General features: G+C 47.1%; 13 protein-coding genes. 10 read left to right on the forward strand and 3 right to left on the reverse strand.

What is annotated here, in order from left to right; all coding sequences use genetic code 11:
* Positions 1-154: 154 nt before the first annotated feature.
* Genes Q0600_RS08180 through Q0600_RS08190 form a run of 3 tightly spaced genes read right to left on the reverse strand, consistent with a single transcriptional unit; the run spans position 155 to position 4269 of the window.
* On the reverse strand, positions 155-2938 hold the full coding sequence (locus tag Q0600_RS08180; protein WP_298759034.1) for an MMPL family transporter: 2784 nt from the start codon (positions 2936-2938) through the stop codon (positions 155-157).
* A gap of 24 nt (positions 2939-2962) precedes the next feature.
* Positions 2963-3547, reverse strand: a complete 585-nt coding sequence (locus Q0600_RS08185; RefSeq protein ID WP_298759036.1) for an ABC transporter substrate-binding protein — start codon at positions 3545-3547, stop codon at positions 2963-2965.
* 2 nt (positions 3548-3549) lie between these two features.
* Positions 3550-4269, reverse strand: a complete 720-nt coding sequence (locus tag Q0600_RS08190) for a VacJ family lipoprotein (RefSeq protein WP_298759039.1) — start codon at positions 4267-4269, stop codon at positions 3550-3552.
* A gap of 183 nt (positions 4270-4452) precedes the next feature.
* Here Q0600_RS08190 and Q0600_RS08195 point away from each other — a divergent pair, with 183 nt between their 5' ends.
* The 10 genes from Q0600_RS08195 to carA all read left to right on the forward strand — a co-directional run bounded on the left by Q0600_RS08195 (position 4453) and on the right by carA (position 16981).
* Entirely contained in the window at positions 4453-5241 is a 789-nt protein-coding gene (locus tag Q0600_RS08195; protein WP_298061327.1) for a TOBE domain-containing protein, read from the forward strand.
* Between the two features lie 101 nt (positions 5242-5342).
* Entirely contained in the window at positions 5343-6110 is a 768-nt protein-coding gene (gene modA / locus Q0600_RS08200) for a molybdate ABC transporter substrate-binding protein (RefSeq protein WP_298759041.1), read from the forward strand.
* On the forward strand, positions 6110-6502 hold the full coding sequence (locus tag Q0600_RS08205; RefSeq protein WP_298759044.1) for a hypothetical protein: 393 nt from the start codon (positions 6110-6112) through the stop codon (positions 6500-6502). Before modA ends, Q0600_RS08205 begins: the two co-directional genes overlap by 1 nt.
* Positions 6489-7337, forward strand: a complete 849-nt coding sequence (locus Q0600_RS08210; protein ID WP_298759047.1) for an ATP-binding cassette domain-containing protein — start codon at positions 6489-6491, stop codon at positions 7335-7337. Before Q0600_RS08205 ends, Q0600_RS08210 begins: the two co-directional genes overlap by 14 nt.
* Positions 7338-8320: 983 nt before the next feature.
* A complete protein-coding gene (gene modB / locus Q0600_RS08215; protein ID WP_298759049.1) occupies positions 8321-9010 on the forward strand; it encodes a molybdate ABC transporter permease subunit in 690 nt (229 codons plus the stop codon).
* 51 nt (positions 9011-9061) lie between these two features.
* On the forward strand, positions 9062-13129 hold the full coding sequence (locus tag Q0600_RS08220) for a diguanylate cyclase (RefSeq protein WP_298759052.1): 4068 nt from the start codon (positions 9062-9064) through the stop codon (positions 13127-13129).
* Positions 13126-13989 carry an ATP phosphoribosyltransferase regulatory subunit gene (locus Q0600_RS08225; RefSeq protein ID WP_298759054.1) on the forward strand — a complete coding sequence of 288 codons (864 nt, stop codon included), beginning with the start codon at positions 13126-13128 and terminating at the stop codon, positions 13987-13989. Before Q0600_RS08220 ends, Q0600_RS08225 begins: the two co-directional genes overlap by 4 nt.
* Positions 13986-15236, forward strand: coding sequence for an adenylosuccinate synthase (locus Q0600_RS08230; protein ID WP_297941702.1), 1251 nt, complete (start codon positions 13986-13988; stop codon positions 15234-15236). The genes Q0600_RS08225 and Q0600_RS08230 overlap by 4 nt, the downstream gene beginning before the upstream one ends.
* Before the next feature lie 75 nt (positions 15237-15311).
* A complete protein-coding gene (locus Q0600_RS08235; RefSeq protein WP_298759057.1) occupies positions 15312-15863 on the forward strand; it encodes a DUF507 family protein in 552 nt (183 codons plus the stop codon).
* Positions 15863-16981, forward strand: coding sequence for a glutamine-hydrolyzing carbamoyl-phosphate synthase small subunit (gene carA / locus Q0600_RS08240; RefSeq protein ID WP_298759060.1), 1119 nt, complete (start codon positions 15863-15865; stop codon positions 16979-16981). The genes Q0600_RS08235 and carA overlap by 1 nt, the downstream gene beginning before the upstream one ends.
* Positions 16982-17499: the final 518 nt, after the last annotated feature.

The following is a 17499-nucleotide window of genomic DNA, read 5'->3' on the forward strand; positions in this document are numbered from 1 at the left end:
AATTTAAAGATAGAATTTTAAAAGAATTCGGCGAGAGAGGGAGGGAATCGAACCCCCCGGAAAACGGTCAACCGCCCTCCTATCGGATTTGAAGTCCGCAGACGCCACCAGGTCGCCATCCTCTCCAAATGCGGGAATTATAGCGAGATAAAATTTATTTAGCTTTAAAGAGGCTAAATTTTAAGCCCTTTCGGCTCATTATTAGCGACGGCAGGATTATGAGCGCACCCAAAAGAAGCAGGCTCATCACCAGACATATTAACATCCCAAAGTAGATCGTAGGCCAGAAATTGCTCATCATCATCACGCTAAAACCTAAAATGATCGCAAACGACGTATAATACATCGCGTATCCGATACTTGCGTGGCTCGCGCGGATTGCCGCGGCCTCGTCGCCCAGGCGCGCAAACTCCCGTTTGTAGCGGTAGATGTAGTGGATGACGTCGTCCACGCCGATACCGATGCTGATCGCCGCTATCGTGATGCTCATGATATCCAGCGGAATGCCCGCAACTCCCATGATGCCGAAGCAAGCGCAAAGCGGGATTAAATTTACGACGATCGCGATGAGCGCGTATGACAGCGAGCGAAAGATGATCACGAAAAGCACGAAAAGCACGAGCACGGTAATACCCAGAGTGCCTATCTGCGAGCTCATCAGGCTTTGAAGCATATTGTTATAAAGCACCATTATGCCGCTAATCTGCACCGTGACGTTATCTTTAGCGAGCAGGGAGTCCAGATCGCGCTTAAGATCGGCTAGGAATTGCGCTCTGCGAAGATTTGGATCGCTATCTATAGTGCGGATGCTAAAGTGCGCCTCGTTCGCTTCGATATTTACAAAGGGCGAAAGCACCAATTCGCGATAGTTTGCGGGCATTTCAGAGTAGATCAAAGCAAGGCTTAGATCGTCCAGATCGCGCCCCTGATTGATCTGCTTGCCGAGCTTCAAAAGCGATGCGAGCGAGCTTACGTTGCCGATAAACTCGTGTCCCGTGACGTTTTTGTCCTTCAAAAAATCATCTATTTTGCCGATGATACGCATCTTTTCGGATGTGAACCAATACTGCGGCTTGTTTTCGTTGGCGGCGTATTCGGCTTCGAAATCGCCAAAATCGTCGCTCGCGGTGGAATTCTGCTCTAAATTTGCGGCGCGGGTTTGATCTGAATTTACGGCGTCGCTTGGTTGTGTTGCCGCAGCGGGGCCTTGCTCGGACAAATTTTTATCATTTAAATTTTGCGCCGTGGCGGTAGAATTCTGAGTAGCGGAATTTTGCACGATAGAATTTTGCCGAGTAGAATTTGCCGCAAAATTTCGCCCAGCGGGATTGGAATTTTCACCGCTCTTAAAATTTGCGCTGCCGTTTACGGAATTTTCACTCCCGCTAGCAGTATCTGCGCCGCCTACGCTTTTAAATTTAACGACGATATCAAGCGGGATTGTTCCGCCGAGATTTGTATCGATGACCTCCATACCCGCGCGGATATCGGTACTTTTTTTGAAGTAGCCGATGAAGCTGTTTTCGACGCGCAGCTGCGAGATGCCGTATAGCCCGAAGATCACCGCCGCAGCGCAAACGCCGTAAACCGCGCCTCTGCTACGTAGCGCCGTTTCGGCGCACCAAAGCGTAAATTTAAAGTGCTGCTCGAAGCTGCGGTTATTGTGCGTGCGCCTTAGAAGCGACATAACCGCGCCGAATACTCCAAATGCCGTAACTAGCGAGATACTGATGCCTACGCTCATCATAATTCCCAGAGAAATTACGGGTTTTATATCGCAAAATATTAGCGACATAAAGCCGATAACGGTCGTAAAAATCGCGAAAAAGCAGGGTCTTGCGCGCTCGCGCAGCACCGCATAAACGAGCTGGCGCTGCGAAAATGCGTGAAAGCGCGCGCTAAACTCGCGGTAGGCGACGATTAGGTGGATACAGACCGAAACCGTTATGATGAGCTGAAGCGCTATGAAATTTGAGCTAATCACTGTGACCTCAAAGCTCAAAAAGCCGAATAATCCCGCTGCAAGCACGACCGAATACGCGCAGATGATGAGTGGCAGCAGGATAAATTTCGCCTGTCTAAAAAAGAGCCAAAAGCAAGCTAACAGAAGCACCAAGGCGCCGAGTCCGTAGGTCGCCAGATCCGAGCGGACGTAGCCTACCATATCGTCGGCGATCATATTCAGTCCGCCTAGAAACAATCGGTCGCCCGCAAATTCCTTCTCAAAGCCTTCGATCAGCGCGCGCAAAGCCATGATGTCGCGGTGATCCTTTTCGCGCAGCTCGTCGCGGTAGGATTTGAAATTTTGCTCCGAAGCTTTAAGCGCATCTTTGAGCTGTGAAATTTGGGCATTGGAGCGGTTGCCTTCATGTTCTGCTTGCTCTAGAGCGCCCTTAGCTTCGTCTCTTAGGCGCAAAAGCTCGTCGTAGCGGGCCTGCGGCTTTAAATTTATTAAAATTGCGGTAGTGCGAAAATCGGCGCTTACTAAATTTGACGCGTAAAAGGGGCTTGTGGCAAACTCGCGCCTAGCCGCGGTTAAATTTACGTCCGCGTCGGTAAGGGTGGGTATGTGCTTAAGCAGCTCGCTCATACCGCCACCTTTGTTTAGCAAAAGCGGCACATTCGTGATATCCGTGACGCTAGCGACGAAATCAAGCTTGGAAAAAGCTGCGTCCATCTGCGCTATTTTGCGGATCGTCTCGGGCGCTAAAAGATCGCCCGCGGGAGTGTATGCAAGCACCAAGAAATTCGGCGTTTCGTAGCGTTTGGATACTTCGCGCCAAATTTGAAGGTCCTCGTCGTTATCAAGTAGAAGCGTCTGGCTCGAAGCATCGATCTCAAGCTTTGTGGAGTAATATCCGAAAAAGAGCGCCAGCGCCGTAAACAGCGCAAGCGTGATTTTTGGAAACGCGACGATTAAGCGAAAAATTTTTTTCAAATACCGCTCTTTTTAGGCGCGCTGCTATTCGCCGCTATTGATGACGGTGGAATTTAGCCGCTTTATGAGCTCGTCAAAACCCAAGCTTTGCGTTACATCGCCTAGCTGCGAGCGGTAGGTCTGAATTAAACTAACGCCCACGATATCGACATCGTAGATGCGCCAATCAGAGCCGTTAGGATAAAATTTAAAATCGATGTCGTAATTTTTCTGCTCGCCGATGACCTGCGTTTTTAGCACGCGGCGTTTATCGCTCGGGCTTTGTTTAATTAGTACCTTCATATCCTGATCGGTATAAAGCGAAAGCTTTTCGATAAAGGAGCGCTTTAGATGCGCCTCGAAGGCTTTATTAAATTCCGCGATTTGCGCAGGGCTAAGGCTAGCGTAATGTTTAGCAAGGGAGAGCTTTGCCATCATTTTATAATCAAAATAGCCGTCAAAAAGCGCAAAAATTTTTGCGGGCTTTGCGTCTTTCGGGGTGCTGCTTCGCATGATGCTTACGGCCTCGGCGACCTTTTGGCTCATCACAGGCTCGATATCCGCATCGCTAATAGCGTGCGCCGAAATCAAAAGCGCTCCGCAAAGCGCTAGAACTTTTAAAATTTTCATTTTCATTCCTTTATTAGTTTCTCGCGATTTTGCTCGTAAGCATCGCGTAAAAATGGATATAGATCCACTGCATCTTTGGTCATTTTTTCATAAAATTTCGGATCGCGCGAGTAATCGTTAAATATTCTAAATCCATTGACGGAGTTTCGAACGGTGCTATCTTTAATATAGTTTATCGGATTTGAAAAATAATCTCCTACAAGTCCAGCTGTATCGCGCAGATTGCTCTGTCCTAAGATCGGCCAGACGATATGCGGACCTGCCGGAACGCCCCAATATCCGAGCGTTTGCCCGAAATCCTCGTCGTGGCGCGGAATTCCGTAGTATTTGCCCGCCATATCGTTAAGCCCGCCGAAGCCAACGGTCGAGTTGATCAAAAACCGCTTCGTCTCGTCCCAAGAATTTTCAAATTTACCCTGCAGCAGGTTGTTTACGAGCCTCATCGGATATAAAATATTATAGAAAAAATTTGAAAACGCGCCCTGGATCGGATCGGGCATTACATAGTCGTAACCGCTGGCTACGGGGGTTAGTATATATGAGTAAAATACGTCGTTGAAGCTCGTCATTACGCGGTTATAGCCGCTAAGCGGATCGAAAACCTCGCGCTTGGCAAACTCCTCATCAAAACCATCCGTATCGCTAGGCGCTACGTCTTGCTTTTGCGAGCAACCGCAAAGTGCCAATGCTGCGGCTAAGAATAGAATTTTTATAAATTTCAAATGTGACCCTTCTTTATAAATCAAAGTGGCGATTTTACAAATTTAAAGAAATTTTGTCAATAAGTGTAAAATTTCGTATCGAATTTCCCTCTTTATATCGCAGAATAAAGCCTACAGCTCTTTAAGAAATATATCAGAGGATATATTATAAAATCACGCGAAAGTAAATAAGAAAGGATAAAAATGGATGCAAAATTTGCTTTGGAATTTTTGCTTGGTAAGGAAACATCGCTTCTAGCCAAGCACATTAAGCTACTTAAGGCTGTAGATGAGACTAAAAGTATTACAAAGGCCGCAGAGATCGTAGGAGTGTCGTATAAAAACGGCTGGGACGCGCTAAATTTAATCAACAACGCGAGCAAAAAGCCGCTCATCGTTCGCACTCAAGGTACTAAGAAAAATAGCGGCTCCGAGCTTACCCCTTACGCTCACAAGCTGATTCGCGCTTATGATGCTATCAGCCACGCGGGCGAGACGTTTTTGAGTGAAATTTTAAAGCTTGACGAGATCACCGAAGAGAGCCTTTTAAGCTTAGAGAAGATCGGCATGAAGCTTTCTGCGCGCAATCAGCTAAGCGTTGAGATTACGGATGTTCAAACAGGCGCTGTAAATTCTCAAATCACGGCTAAACTCGCAGGTAGCGAAATTTTATGTGCGACAGTAACCGTAGAGAGCGAAAAAAATTTAGGGCTAAAGGTGGGCAAGGATGTGCTGTTTTTATTTAAGGCTCCAAGCGTCATCATCGCTAAAGAAGCCTCGGAGAAGCTAAAACTTAGTACGGCGAATCAAATCAAAGGCACGATTAGCGAGGTCAAAATCGGCGCGGTAAACGCAGAGATCTGTCTAGACACAAGCTCGCACCAAAATATCACCGCGATCATCACGCGAGAATCTGCCACCGCGATGGCTCTAGGAGTAGGAGATGAAGTAACGGCGATCATCGAGCCTAGCGAGATCATTATTGGCGCGTAATAGGGTGAAATTGGGTGCGCAAAATTTTAAAATTTAAGGCGTAAATTTAAAATTTTAGATACAATTCAATTCTCGGTGAGAGCCGAAAAGAAAGGCATAAAATGAAGTTGAAAGCGGTGCTTTTAGGAATTTTAACCGCAGCCGCGCTTAGCGCAGGCGAGGTTAGCGTAGCAGCCGCTGCGAACACGACGTATGCGTTTGACGAGATCAAGGCGGAATTTGCCAAGCTACATCCGCAAACTACGCTAAATGTGAGCTTGGGTGCGAGCGGAGCGCTTAGTACGCAGATCAAAAACGGCGCGCCGTTTGATATTTTTATGGCGGCGGATATGAAATTTGCAGACGATCTGCATAAAGAGGGCTTTGCGACGGCGCCTGCCAAAACTTACGCAAAGGGCAAGGTGGCGATGTTTAGCGTGCGCGGCGTAGATCTTAGCAAGGGGCTTGAAGCTTTAAAAGACCCCAGCGTCAAAACGATTTCGATAGCAAATCCAAAGACCGCTCCTTACGGTACCGCAAGTGTACAGGCTTTCCAAAAAGCGGGAGTTTACGACGAGATCAAAGGCAAAATCGTAGAAGCAAAATCGATCGGCGAGGCTCTTTCGCAAGCACTTAAAGCTTCCGACGTCGGATTTATCGCGGCCAGCGCGATGTATGCGCCTAAGATGGCAAAGGACGGCTGCAACGGCAAGCCTTGCAAGCAGGGCGAAAATTTCGTCTTGGTCGGTACCGACCTCTACGAGCCGATAGCTCAAGGCATGGTCGTGCTAAACCGCGCCAAAGACAATGCTGAAGCCAAGGCATTTTATGATTTTATCCTAAGCGATAAGGGCAAAGAGATCTTTGCTAAATACGGATACGAGTTTTAATGATTAGAGCGAGAATCAACGAAATTTTACAAAAAGACGGCATCCATTCTGTAGGATTTATCGCAGGCGGCATCAAGCTACGTGGCGTATTTCTGCAGCTAAGTAGCGAGCTTAAGGTGGGTAGCGAAGTTTACGTGGGCTTTAAAAGCACCGATGTGCTTTTATCTCGCGAAGCCCTAAGTGGTGTATCTAGCGAAAATGAAATTCACGGCAAGGTTATGAGCCTAAGCTTAGGTGAAATTCTATGCACGCTCAGGTTTGAAGGCAAGATAAGCTTTGATGTGCTCATTAGCGCGCATTCTGCGCAGGAGCTTGCTTTACGTGAGGGCGACGAGGTTTTCGCATACATTAGCGCCACTGCGATATATATAGAAAAATATGATAACGATTGATTGTAAGAAAAAAATCAGTGATGATTTCTCGATTGATGCTCGCTTAGAGATTAACAAAGGCTCGTTTGTGTGCCTATATGGGCGCAGCGGCAGCGGTAAGACTACACTGCTGCGCATTTTGGCTGGATTTTTGCGCGCAGATAGTGGTAGCATAAAAGACAGCGATCGCGTGCTACAAGAAGGCAATGAATTCTTAAGTGCGGGCAAGCGCAGGATCGGCTTTTTGTTTCAAGACTACGCACTTTTTGAGAATATGAGTGTGACGGGCAATCTGCTTTTTGCCAGAAACGATCCGCAAAAAGCTGCAATGTTGCTTGAAATTTTAGAGCTTAGCGAGTTTGCAAAATCTGGTGTCGAGGGTCTTAGCGGCGGACAGAAGCAGCGCGTAGCACTTGCTCGCGCACTGATGCAAGAGCCTGAAATTTTGCTACTTGACGAGCCGCTTTCGGCGCTTGATTTTACGATGCGCGAAAAAATCCAAGAGTATTTGATAAAGATCCACGAGCAGTTTCATCAGACCGTGATCTTGGTAAGCCACGACGTAAGCGAGATTTATAGGCTTTGCAAGCGAGTTTATGAGATGAAGGACGGCAGGATCGTCCGCACCGGTACGCCGGAGGAAATTTTTCTTAAAACAAACGGCTCGCAGAAGTTTTCTTTCGCGGGCAAGGTTGTTGATTTGCAAGCACGCGACGGGATCAAAGTAGCCGTCGTAGCGATCGGCAGCCAGCTGTGCGAAGTGGTGCTAAGCAATGCAGAAGCCGATGGCTTGCAAGTAGGCGATAAGGTCAAAGCGGGTGCCAAAGCCTTTAATATCACTCTGCGTAAAATTTAAACTTACAGACAAGCTTTTAGGTGCGCCTAAGTAGGAAACTTCAACTAGATTAGAGATTTAAATACAGGCTCTTGTGGAATTTAGACGAGGGATTTTGCGAAATTTTAGCTAGATTTGCCCGCAAAATACGGTGAGATTTTAAAATTTCATTCGCATCGCGCTTAGATTTTCGTGAAACACAAAATTTAAACGCAGGCTAGAGTAAAACCGCAATGCAAGACTATATAGCGTGGGGAAAGTAAGCTTAAATTTTAGATTTTGCGCAGACAGGCGCCGTTAAATTCCTTCTTTGAATTTATTAATTGGCGTGGTCGGTTTATCTTTAAATTTAGCGACTTTTAGCTTACTTTTTTGGCAGGAGTTGCGCGAATTCTATCATGCGATCTTGGTAAAAATTTAATGTAAAGCTTCGCAAAAACTTAAATTTTTAGATTTGGAATTTTGCCTGGATTTTGTGGCTTTGAAATTTTAAAAGCTTTAACGGCTCAAAGCTTGCGTGCTAAACTCGCTTAATTTGCAAGCTGTGGCAAGGTTTTATTAACCCGGCCTTTTAGGTTTATACGAAATTTTAAAATTTCGTTTTGTCGGGCTCAATGTAATTTCGCTAGGTCGTTCAGAGGGCGTCGTTTAGCCTATCTTTCGTGAAATTTGCGCTCAGATAAATCCTGCCCGCTCAAGTTTTAAAGCTAAGCTAAGCTTTTTGAAATTTAGCTCAGCAAAATTCGTGACCTTAAAAATTTGCCAGCTTGGTAGAGAGCTTAAAGATTCGGCAGGATTTGCACGCTTGAAGAAATTTATTAGCCAAGCAATTTATAAAATTCCGCCCAGTTTGGCTTGCACGGAATTTTCAAAATTTCATTTTGCAAAGCCTTATGACTATGAGGTTTGCGTAAATTCTATCTAGCTTTGCCTCTAAATTTTAAAGTAGGGCTAGGCTTTTAAGATTTTATAGTTTGGGCCCAGCGGCTCGGCTCGGAGGATAAATGTTTGAAATTCTAAAGGGGCTCGATTACACGCCGTTTCTCGTTTCATTAAAGCTTGCCAGCTTGACGACGCTCGCGTTGTTTATCATCTGCGTGCCGCTTGCGTTTTTTATGGCGAGAAAAAATTTCCGCGGCAAAAGCGTGATCGAATCGATCATCTCGCTTCCGCTGGTGCTGCCGCCATCGGTGCTAGGCTTTTATCTACTCGTTTTTCTATCGCCGTATTCGGTGCTAGGGGAGTTTTTTGACAAACACTTCGGACTTCGGCTCGTATTTAATTTCAGCGGGCTAGTGATCGCAAGCTGTATTTACTCGCTGCCGTTTATGTTTTCGCCGCTAGTTTCGGGCTTTCGCTCGCTTCCGCGCTCGCTTTTTTGGGCGTGCGATTCGCTAGATAAGAGCTATTTCTCCAAGCTTTTTCGAGTCGCGTTGCCCGCGATTCGCCATTCTATGCTTAGCGCGCTAGTGATCTGCTTTGCGCATACGATGGGCGAGTTCGGCGTCGTGCTGATGATCGGCGGCAGCGTGAGCGAGCAGACTAAGGTTGCCTCCATCGCGATCTACGAAGCGACCGAGACGCTCGATTTTGCGCAGGCTCACGCGTATTCGGCGCTGATGCTTATATTTAGCTTCGTGGTACTTTTAATGATGCATTTTTTGGGTGCGCGCGGAGCGAAAATCAAAGCTTAAATCGGCTTTAAAACGAAATTTGCTAAAATCCCGCAAAATTTGGAATTTGGCATGAAAAACAAAAAAGACTTCGTTACCGAAAGATTTAACGCCGCCTTGATTTTAGGCACTGCGTTGCTTACGCTTGTAGTAGTTTGCGAGATTAGCTTTTTGCGCACTAGGATCGCTACGCAGCTTGATTTGCGGACGCGCACGGCGATTACTTTACTTAAAAATACCGACGAGTCGCTTTTTAGCGAGCTTGAAATTCTAAAAGAAACTATCCTTTCTTTAGACGCAAGGCACGAAGCTATGCAAAGCAAGCTTTATGCGGATTTGATCCGTAATGTCGTAAAATCTTCTCATAGATTTGACGCTATTTTTTATCTGCGCGCCCGCGGCGCGGAGCAGGAGAGCTTGGCGCATTTTTCATCGGATGCGCGTATTTCGGATCTTGGCGAGATACGGCTTGCGGATATCGCAAGCGAGCTAAAAAAGGATGAATGGGTATCGCGCTATATGATGATGGATGGGGCATGGCGGTATTTTTTAATCAAGCGCGTAAACGCTGATTCATATCTGCTAGGTTTTGCCAACACTGCTAGGCCGATTGCCAGGCTCTCTTCGCTGGGAGATATTTTGGTCTTTAACGCCGAAGGTAAATTTTTTAACGCTCCTGGCAGCGTAACCGATATATTAGGGCAGGATTTTGATTTTTCGCGCCTAGGCGAAGTGGTGAGCTTTGAAGACGAATCTGGGCTAAGCTTTGCATATCTTGCAAAATTTGGAGATAATTTTGTAATGGCTCGCGAACGAGCCGGCTATTTTTTGGGCGCGGACGATTTTATCGTCGTAGCGCTGGCAGTAGCGATTTTAGCTTATTTAATCCTTCTAATTTCAAATTTTACGTTTTTAAAAAAGCGCGTTTTTATCCCGCTAGCGGCAGTTCAAAACGCGCTGCGCCAAGGGGATTATCACTCCAAAATTCGCGATATAGAAGCGCTAAATCCGCTAAGTTCCGTCTTAGAAATTTCTAAATCCATAGACGAGGTTTTGAAGTCTAATCTGCGCCACGGAGATTTTAGCCTCAGCTTTAAAGATGCGCTAAAATACAGCTCCCTTTCAGTGCTTAGCATCGATAACGTCGCAGGCACGATCGAAAGCGCTAGCAACGGCGCACGCGAGCTTTACGGCGATGACGTCGTAGGACGGAATATATTCGCACTGCAAGTAGGCTCGTTTTACGATCACGCCTATCAAACCCAGCGCGCAAACTATGTCAAAGAAAACTATGTCGTAACCCGCCAAGAAACCAAAAATGGTGTCAAAGACCTCTATGTTAAAAAATCTTATATTCGCGACGGAAGTAAAATTTCAACTCTTTTTGTGGTGCTGGATGCGTCAAAATATCGCAGATTTTACGATGAGACTAAGCAAAAATATGAGTATTTAAATCACGCCCCTATCGTTACGCTCGTGTTTGACTACACTTCGGGCAAGATCGTGGATGCTAGCAAAAATATAAAAGAGCTTTGGGGTTACGAAGCGGCGCAGTTTTTAAGCGGCGAGATAAGGCTATGGGATTTGCTGGATGAAAAGGATGCGAATGAGGCTAAAAATGAAATTTTAAACCGCTTAGCCGATATGCCCGCAGAAGAGCTAAGCTTTTCTCAAAGCTATAAAATTCGCCACAATGACAATATCCGCTATAGCTACGAAGTGAGCATCTATGTCAAAAAGTCCGCCGCCAGGGCTGCGTTTTATTTTCAAAATATCGATGACGATGTTAAGGTGATCCGCGGCTTGCAGGAGGATTTGGACTTTTACCGCACCGTAATCGAGACTAGGAATTTTTGCACCTGCTTAATCGATCTTGACGCGCAGACGCTGTCGTTTGATAAAAATTACTTTAAAATTTTAAAATATCGCGGCAAAAGGCTAAACACTGCGATGAGCTTTGGGGAGTTTAGTTATGAAATTTACTTCGCGGATTTAGAGAATTTTAATAAAATGATCCGCGAATGCACCGCCGGGCTTAGGAGCGATTTTAGCTGCGAATTCCGTCTGCGAAACGCCGCTAATGCCTATACTTGGATCAGTATGCAAGGCTACGTCACAGAAAAGCACGGCTCTCGCTCTCGCCTTGTAAAAACTACGCTCGAAGATATCAGCTCGCGCAAGCAGACGGAGCTGGAGTTAAATTTAAACGCTAACGTGTTTTCGCGCTCGCTAGAGGCGATCTTAATTACAGATGAGAGCGGTCGAGTGCTGCGCGCTAATAACGCCTTTTATGAAATCACCGGCTATAGCGAAAGCCAAACTATCGGCAAAATTCCAAATTTCTTCGCTCCTACAGAGGGTGGGGCAGACGTGATGGAGAGGATTAGAAAAAATCTAGTTGGCAAACAGACCTCCTATAAAGATGAAATTTACGGACTAAAAAGAGGTGGTGGCACCTTTCCTGCGCTATTTACGGCGATCGCGATCAAGGACGATTTTTCGCTTACTTCAAATTTCATCTTGATGTTTACCGAAATTTCGCAGATCAAGCAAAAAGAGAGCGAGCTAGCCAAGATCGCCCATCACGACGCGCTTACCGGGCTTCCGAACAGAGTGTATTTTATGAAGGCTGCGCAGAGATTTACCGCAAACTCGGGCGAAAATTCTAAGCTTATGGCGGTGCTTTTCATCGATTTTGACGGCTTTAAAGCGATCAATGACACCTACGGGCACGAGGTTGGCGATATGTTTTTGCAAGCGATCTCAAAGGCGATGAGCGGGCTGCTGCGCAAGGGCGATATCTTAGCGCGCCTCGGCGGCGATGAGTTTGGCGCCATTATCGGCGATCTGCAAAGCAAGGACGCCGCGCATGTGCTATTAGACCGTCTGCTTGGAATTTCAAAGATGAAATTTAACCTCAAAGGCAACGAAATTAGCGCAAGCATCAGCGTTGGCGCAGCGTTTTACGACGGCAGCGAAAAGATCGATTTTCCAGGACTTTTATCGCGCGCCGATAGAGCGATGTATCGCGCCAAAACGAGCGGCAAAAACCGCTACTGCATCTTTGAGCGCGCCGAAGCAGACGGGCCTAGCGAGGAAGGGATTGCTGCGGCGATCGAAGAGGGGGAGTTTTTCGTGCTCTATCAGCCGATCATTAGCGGAGCGCAGATTTACGGGTATGAGCTGCTTTTACGCTGGGATCGCGGAAAGCGCGGAATTCTTGCCCCGCAGGATTTTGCGCAGATATTAAGCGAGCCGCGATTTGAGTTGCCGATCTCAAAATTTGCGTTTTCAAAGATGATGGAATTTAATGCTCAAACGGGCGCAAACTGCTCTATAAACGTAAGTTTAGCCGTGCTTACAAACGACGAATTTTACGATTTCGTAGCTCACAGCTTGCGAGACAGAGCTAATGCAAAAGGCGAGTTGATGTTTGAGATAACCGATTTTAGCGAGCAAAATTTTAAGGAATTCACCCCTGCGCGTGGGCGTTATGCAGATCTTGGGGTTAAATTTGCTCTTAATAGTGCAAATAAAAGCAATATTCCATTCTTGAATGCCCAGCCTTTCGATGTCGTTAAAATCGACCGCGAGCTCTGCCTTGACATAGGCAAGAAAAAAAATGCTATCCGAACGATGGTGGAGATCACGGGTAAGCTAAAGCGGGAGTTTGGTTTTGCTCTCGGTGCTCAAGGGGTCGAAAACGCGCTGTCGCTGCGGCTCTTAAACAATTTGAAATTTAACTATCTGCAGGGAAATTTTATCGCAAAAGCGCTTGATCGCAGGGAGATAGACGCTTTCATCGCGCGATTTAAAGATACGCCCAAGCTCGCAGCCATCGATAAAGATGAGTTTATCAGCTTTTTAAACGCGCTTGATTACAAGGACTTGGCGCTAAGCTTTATCGCGCGTAGCCAAACGGGCGAGCTTAGTCCCGGCGAGTTTGAAAGCTATAGAGCGAAATTCGGCGAAATTTTAAATAAAACTCAAAGCGCAGGCAGCGAGAAATTTGCGCTAACTACAGAAATACGTAAGCAAATTTTAGATATTCTTTCGCTTGATTACCGCGTTTTGGCAAGCTTCATTCAGAGCTTTAAAACGCGGCTGAATCAGTTCATAAGCGATTTGGAGGCAGCATGATAGATAGCGTTAGCGCCGATTTTGATCACGAGATACCCAACGGCTCGAGGCTTTATTTCGGAAAGAGCGCGCAGCTCAAGCGCGAGCTGGAAAATAAAGCGAGCGAAATCCTCGTTAAAAACGGCTTTAGCGAAATTTTAACGCCATATTTTTCATATCATCAGCACCTAAGCGTCGCGCCGCAGAAGCTTCTCAAGCTATCCGATCCCACGAACCACGAGCTTGCGCTTCGCGCAGACAGCACCGTGGACGTCGTGCGCATCGTGCGTAAGCGGCTGAAAGACGATAAGCTAAGGCGGCTATTTTATGTGCAGCCGACCTTCAAATACCCAAGTGACGAGTTTTATCAGATCGGCGCGGAGCTGATCGGTGAGAAAAATTTGCCTCTTGCGATCAAAATCGCGCAGGAATTTTTTAAAGAATTTGATCTTATGCCCGCGCTTCAGCTAAGCAATATCGAAATTCCGAAAAAAATTTGCGAAATTTTAAACCTGCCGCTTGAAATTTTTGAAAAGGGTAAGATTGAGACGCTGCTTGATCAAAATTTGCCTTGGCTGGACGCTACGGCTCGCGCCACGTCGTTAAAGGATGTGCAGGCTCTGCGCGCGCAGGTGCCTGAAGAGCTAAAGCCCTGCTTAGATGAAATTTTAAACCTAGGCGTGGATTATGAGCATATCCGCGTTTCGCTGCTGTATTACTCTAAAATGCGTTATTACGACGCGCTATTTTTTAGATTTTTAGACGCGGGCGCAGTGTATTGTAACGGCGGAAATTACGAGATTGATGGGCTAAAATCCAGTGGCTTTGCGCTGCTAGTGGATGCTTTGATAGAAAAAATTATGCAAAAGGATGAGAAATGAGCAAAGTTGACGTAGTCATCGGCGCCCAGTGGGGCGATGAGGGTAAGGGTAAGATCGTAGATATGATAAGCGCGAATTACGATTTTGTATGCCGCAGCAGCGGCGGGCACAACGCAGGCCACACCATCGTTATAAACGGCGAGAAATTTGCGCTGCATCTGGTACCCAGCGGCGTGCTTCATAAAAATATCATCAACATCATCGGAAACGGCGTCGTGATCAACCCCGACGTGCTGATTACCGAGATGGCGCAGTTTGAAAATTTAAAGGGCAGATTTTTCATAAGCGAGAAGGCGTTTTTAAATTTACAGTACCACTCGCTGATCGATCAGGCGCGCGAAAAGAGTAAGGGCGAGCTTGCGATCGGCACCACCGGTAAGGGCATAGGGCCTGCGTATGCCGATAAGATCGCGCGCACGGGGCACCGCGTAGCGGAGCTTTTGGAGCCCGAAAGGCTTGCCGAGGCGCTATCGCGGGATTTCGCTTCGCATGAGAGCGTTTTTGAAAAAGCGGGGGTTAAAATTCCTAGCAAGATTGAAATTTACGAGGAGCTAAAGCGCTATAAAAGCGCGCTTGAGCCATACATCGCAGATACCACGCACATGCTGTGGAAGGCGCTTGATTACGACAAGCGCGTGCTCGTAGAGGGGGCACAAGGAAGCCTGCTTGATATCGATCACGGCACCTATCCTTACGTCACGAGCTCGACGACTATCGCGGGCGGAGCTTGCAGCGGGCTTGGGCTCGCGCCGAAAGATATCGGCACAGTGATGGGAATTTTAAAAGCCTACACCACCCGCGTGGGCAACGGCGCGTTTCCTACCGAGGATAAGGGTCCGCAAGGCGAGGCAATGCGCGAGATCGGTAAAGAGTACGGCACCACGACGGGCAGGGCGCGTCGCTGCGGCTGGTTCGACGGGGTGGCTACGAAATACGCCGTGCGCCTTAGTGGCATCGACAAGCTCGCTCTTATGAAGCTTGATGTCCTAGACGGCTTTGAGAGCATTAAAATTTGCCGCGCGTATCGCTACAAGGGTGAGGAGATCGATTATTTCCCGATCGATTTGGAAGCTGCCGAGCCGGTTTATGAGCAGATGCCGGGCTGGGACAGCGTCAAAGGAATTTCAAAATTTGAGGATCTGCCGCAAAACGCGCAAAATTATATCCGCAAAATAGAGGAGCTAAGCGGCGCGAAAGTGGGCTTTATCTCTACCAGTCCCGAAAGAAGCGACACGATAATTTTATAAACCCGGTGAAATTTTAAAATTTCACCCGTTGCGGGCGGCGCGACCGCTCATAGAACTGAATTTAAAGGAACGATCATGCGAATACGACTACCACACGTGCCATATATCGCGCATAAAATAGCGCTGGATCTGCTAAACTCGGGCTGCGTTACGCTTAGTGCGGGCATAGAGCCAGTCGCCAAGGAAGCGGACGAGATCATAAGGGTCGATCTGCAAAAAGAAAGAGCGATAGACGAGCGCGCAAATGAGCTGATAGATGAGCGCATAAGCGAGCTAGATGAGATGAGCGTGAATAAAAAAGATATGTTTTGGCTCATCAAACGCCACATCGCAAACGACGAGAATTTTGAGCTAAATTTCGAGGATCGCTACGGCACCATATCGCATAAAATTTTAGAAACCGTTTGGAAGAAAAATTTGATCGATTACAAAGTCTCCGAAAACAGGTTAAAGACGATAATTTATAACGCGATCGAGGAGTATTTGAAAAGCTACCAAAAGATCGAAGACGAGGTCTATGAAAAGATCGAGGGCTACAAGCAAAAATTGATCCCAGGCACCGAAGAATACGAGCTTGTGTTTGAAAAGCTCTACGAAGAGGAGCTAAGAAAACGGGGCATGCTGTAATGAATGCGTATATCTACATAGAAAACGGCATCTATCTGCAAGCCAAGGCGTTCGGCAAGGGCGGCAGCGCATTCGGCGAGCTCGTGTTTAACACCTCCGCCACGGGCTACGAAGAGATCATCTCCGATCCCAGCTACGCGGGGCAGTTCATTATCTTTACGATGCCCGAAATCGGTATCGTAGGGATCAACGAAAACGACAAGGAAAGCTCTAAAATCCACGCCAGCGGAATTTTCGTAAGAAATTTTAACAACGAGCCTTCAAATTTCCGCTCGCAGATGAGCCTAGAAGATTATTTTCTGCAAAACGGAAAATTCGGCGTTTACGACATCGACACCAGATTTTTAACCAAGATGCTGCGCGATCAGGGCAGTTTGCGCGCCTTCGTCTCTACCGAGATCAGCGATAAGGCGGCTCTTAAAAAGGCGCTTAGCGAGTCTGCGCGCATAGAGGAGATCAACTACGTAAGCATCGTAAGCACGAAGGCGCCGTATAAGCACACATCTGGTCGCTGGGACGCCACGCGCGGAAGCTACGCTCAGCCCGCAAGCTGCGGCAAAAAGATAGCCGTGATCGATTACGGCGTAAAGCGAAACATCCTAAACGAGCTTTGCGATCTGGGGCTCAGCGTCGAGGTTTTTCCGCATGACGTTACGGCAGAGAGCCTGATTGCTAAGCTTAAAGATGGGCAGATCGACGGCGTGTTTTTATCAAACGGCCCTGGCGAGCCTCGCATGCTCAAAGAGGAGATCGCGCAGATCAAAAAGATGGTTGAGGCGCGCGTGCCGATTTTTGGAATTTGCCTAGGTCATCAGCTGCTAAGCAACGCGATGGGATATGAGACCTACAAGCTGAAATTCGGCCAGCACGGCGCAAACCACCCCGTGCAAAACCTGCGCACCAAATCGATCGAGATCACCGCGCAAAACCACAACTACAACGTCCCCGAAACGATCGCGCAGATCTGCGAGATCACGCACCGAAATCTTTTCGACGGCACGATCGAGGGCGTGCGCTACAGAGACTATCCCGTATTTTCGGTACAGCACCACCCCGAAGCCAGCGCAGGGCCTACCGAGAGCAAATATATCTTCAAAGAATTTCTTGAAATTTTATGATTTTGAAATTTTGCCCCATGAAATTTTACCGCGGCCCTGCGGTAAAATTTTAAATTTGCGGCAAGCTTTAAATTTTAATGCGGTCTTTGCGTAGTGAATTTAAGACTCGTTGCAGCCTGGATAATTGCAGGCTGGAGCGGTACGCAAAGCGCATTTTTGCAGACTGAGGATTGCCGCGGCGATTTTGGATTAAGCAGCTTTTTGGATGAAACGGATCTGTGCCAGTCGCGATTTTAAATTTAAACTGGCTGCGCGCCGCATGCTTTTCATTTGCGTGATTTTGCTTCCACGTAGCTTTTAAGCGCACGCGCGGCTAAATTTTACGCACTTTAAAGATCAGGCTTGGTGCGCTTAGCTCTTTCAAAATAGATCCTGCGGCACATTTCTCATAGCTTCAAGCCCTTTAAATTTGACGAACCGTTTTGTTGCCGTCAAAAGTTGCGCTAGTAAGCTGCCCTGTCGCCCGTAAAATTTTATCTAACGTCGCCCGCCCGTTAAAGTCTTATTGACGCAATTTT

The sequence above is a fragment of the uncultured Campylobacter sp. genome (genome assembly GCF_938041645.1).
In the GTDB taxonomy this organism is placed as follows: Bacteria; Campylobacterota; Campylobacteria; order Campylobacterales; family Campylobacteraceae; genus Campylobacter_B.

Bases quoted from the DNA above. Each gene is read 5' to 3' on its own strand.
- Q0600_RS08185 (WP_298759036.1), bottom strand. From the start codon at position 3,547: ATGAAAATTTTAAAAGTTCTAGCGCTTTGCGGAGCGCTTTTGATTTCG.
- Q0600_RS08195 (WP_298061327.1), top strand. From the start codon at position 4,453: ATGGATGCAAAATTTGCTTTGGAATTTTTGCTTGGTAAGGAAACATCG.
- modA (WP_298759041.1), top strand. From the start codon at position 5,343: ATGAAGTTGAAAGCGGTGCTTTTAGGAATTTTAACCGCAGCCGCGCTT.
- Q0600_RS08205 (WP_298759044.1), top strand. From the start codon at position 6,110: ATGATTAGAGCGAGAATCAACGAAATTTTACAAAAAGACGGCATCCAT.
- Q0600_RS08210 (WP_298759047.1), top strand. From the start codon at position 6,489: ATGATAACGATTGATTGTAAGAAAAAAATCAGTGATGATTTCTCGATT.
- modB (WP_298759049.1), top strand. From the start codon at position 8,321: ATGTTTGAAATTCTAAAGGGGCTCGATTACACGCCGTTTCTCGTTTCA.
- Q0600_RS08220 (WP_298759052.1), top strand. From the start codon at position 9,062: ATGAAAAACAAAAAAGACTTCGTTACCGAAAGATTTAACGCCGCCTTG.
- Q0600_RS08225 (WP_298759054.1), top strand. From the start codon at position 13,126: ATGATAGATAGCGTTAGCGCCGATTTTGATCACGAGATACCCAACGGC.
- Q0600_RS08230 (WP_297941702.1), top strand. From the start codon at position 13,986: ATGAGCAAAGTTGACGTAGTCATCGGCGCCCAGTGGGGCGATGAGGGT.
- Q0600_RS08235 (WP_298759057.1), top strand. From the start codon at position 15,312: ATGCGAATACGACTACCACACGTGCCATATATCGCGCATAAAATAGCG.
- carA (WP_298759060.1), top strand. From the start codon at position 15,863: ATGAATGCGTATATCTACATAGAAAACGGCATCTATCTGCAAGCCAAG.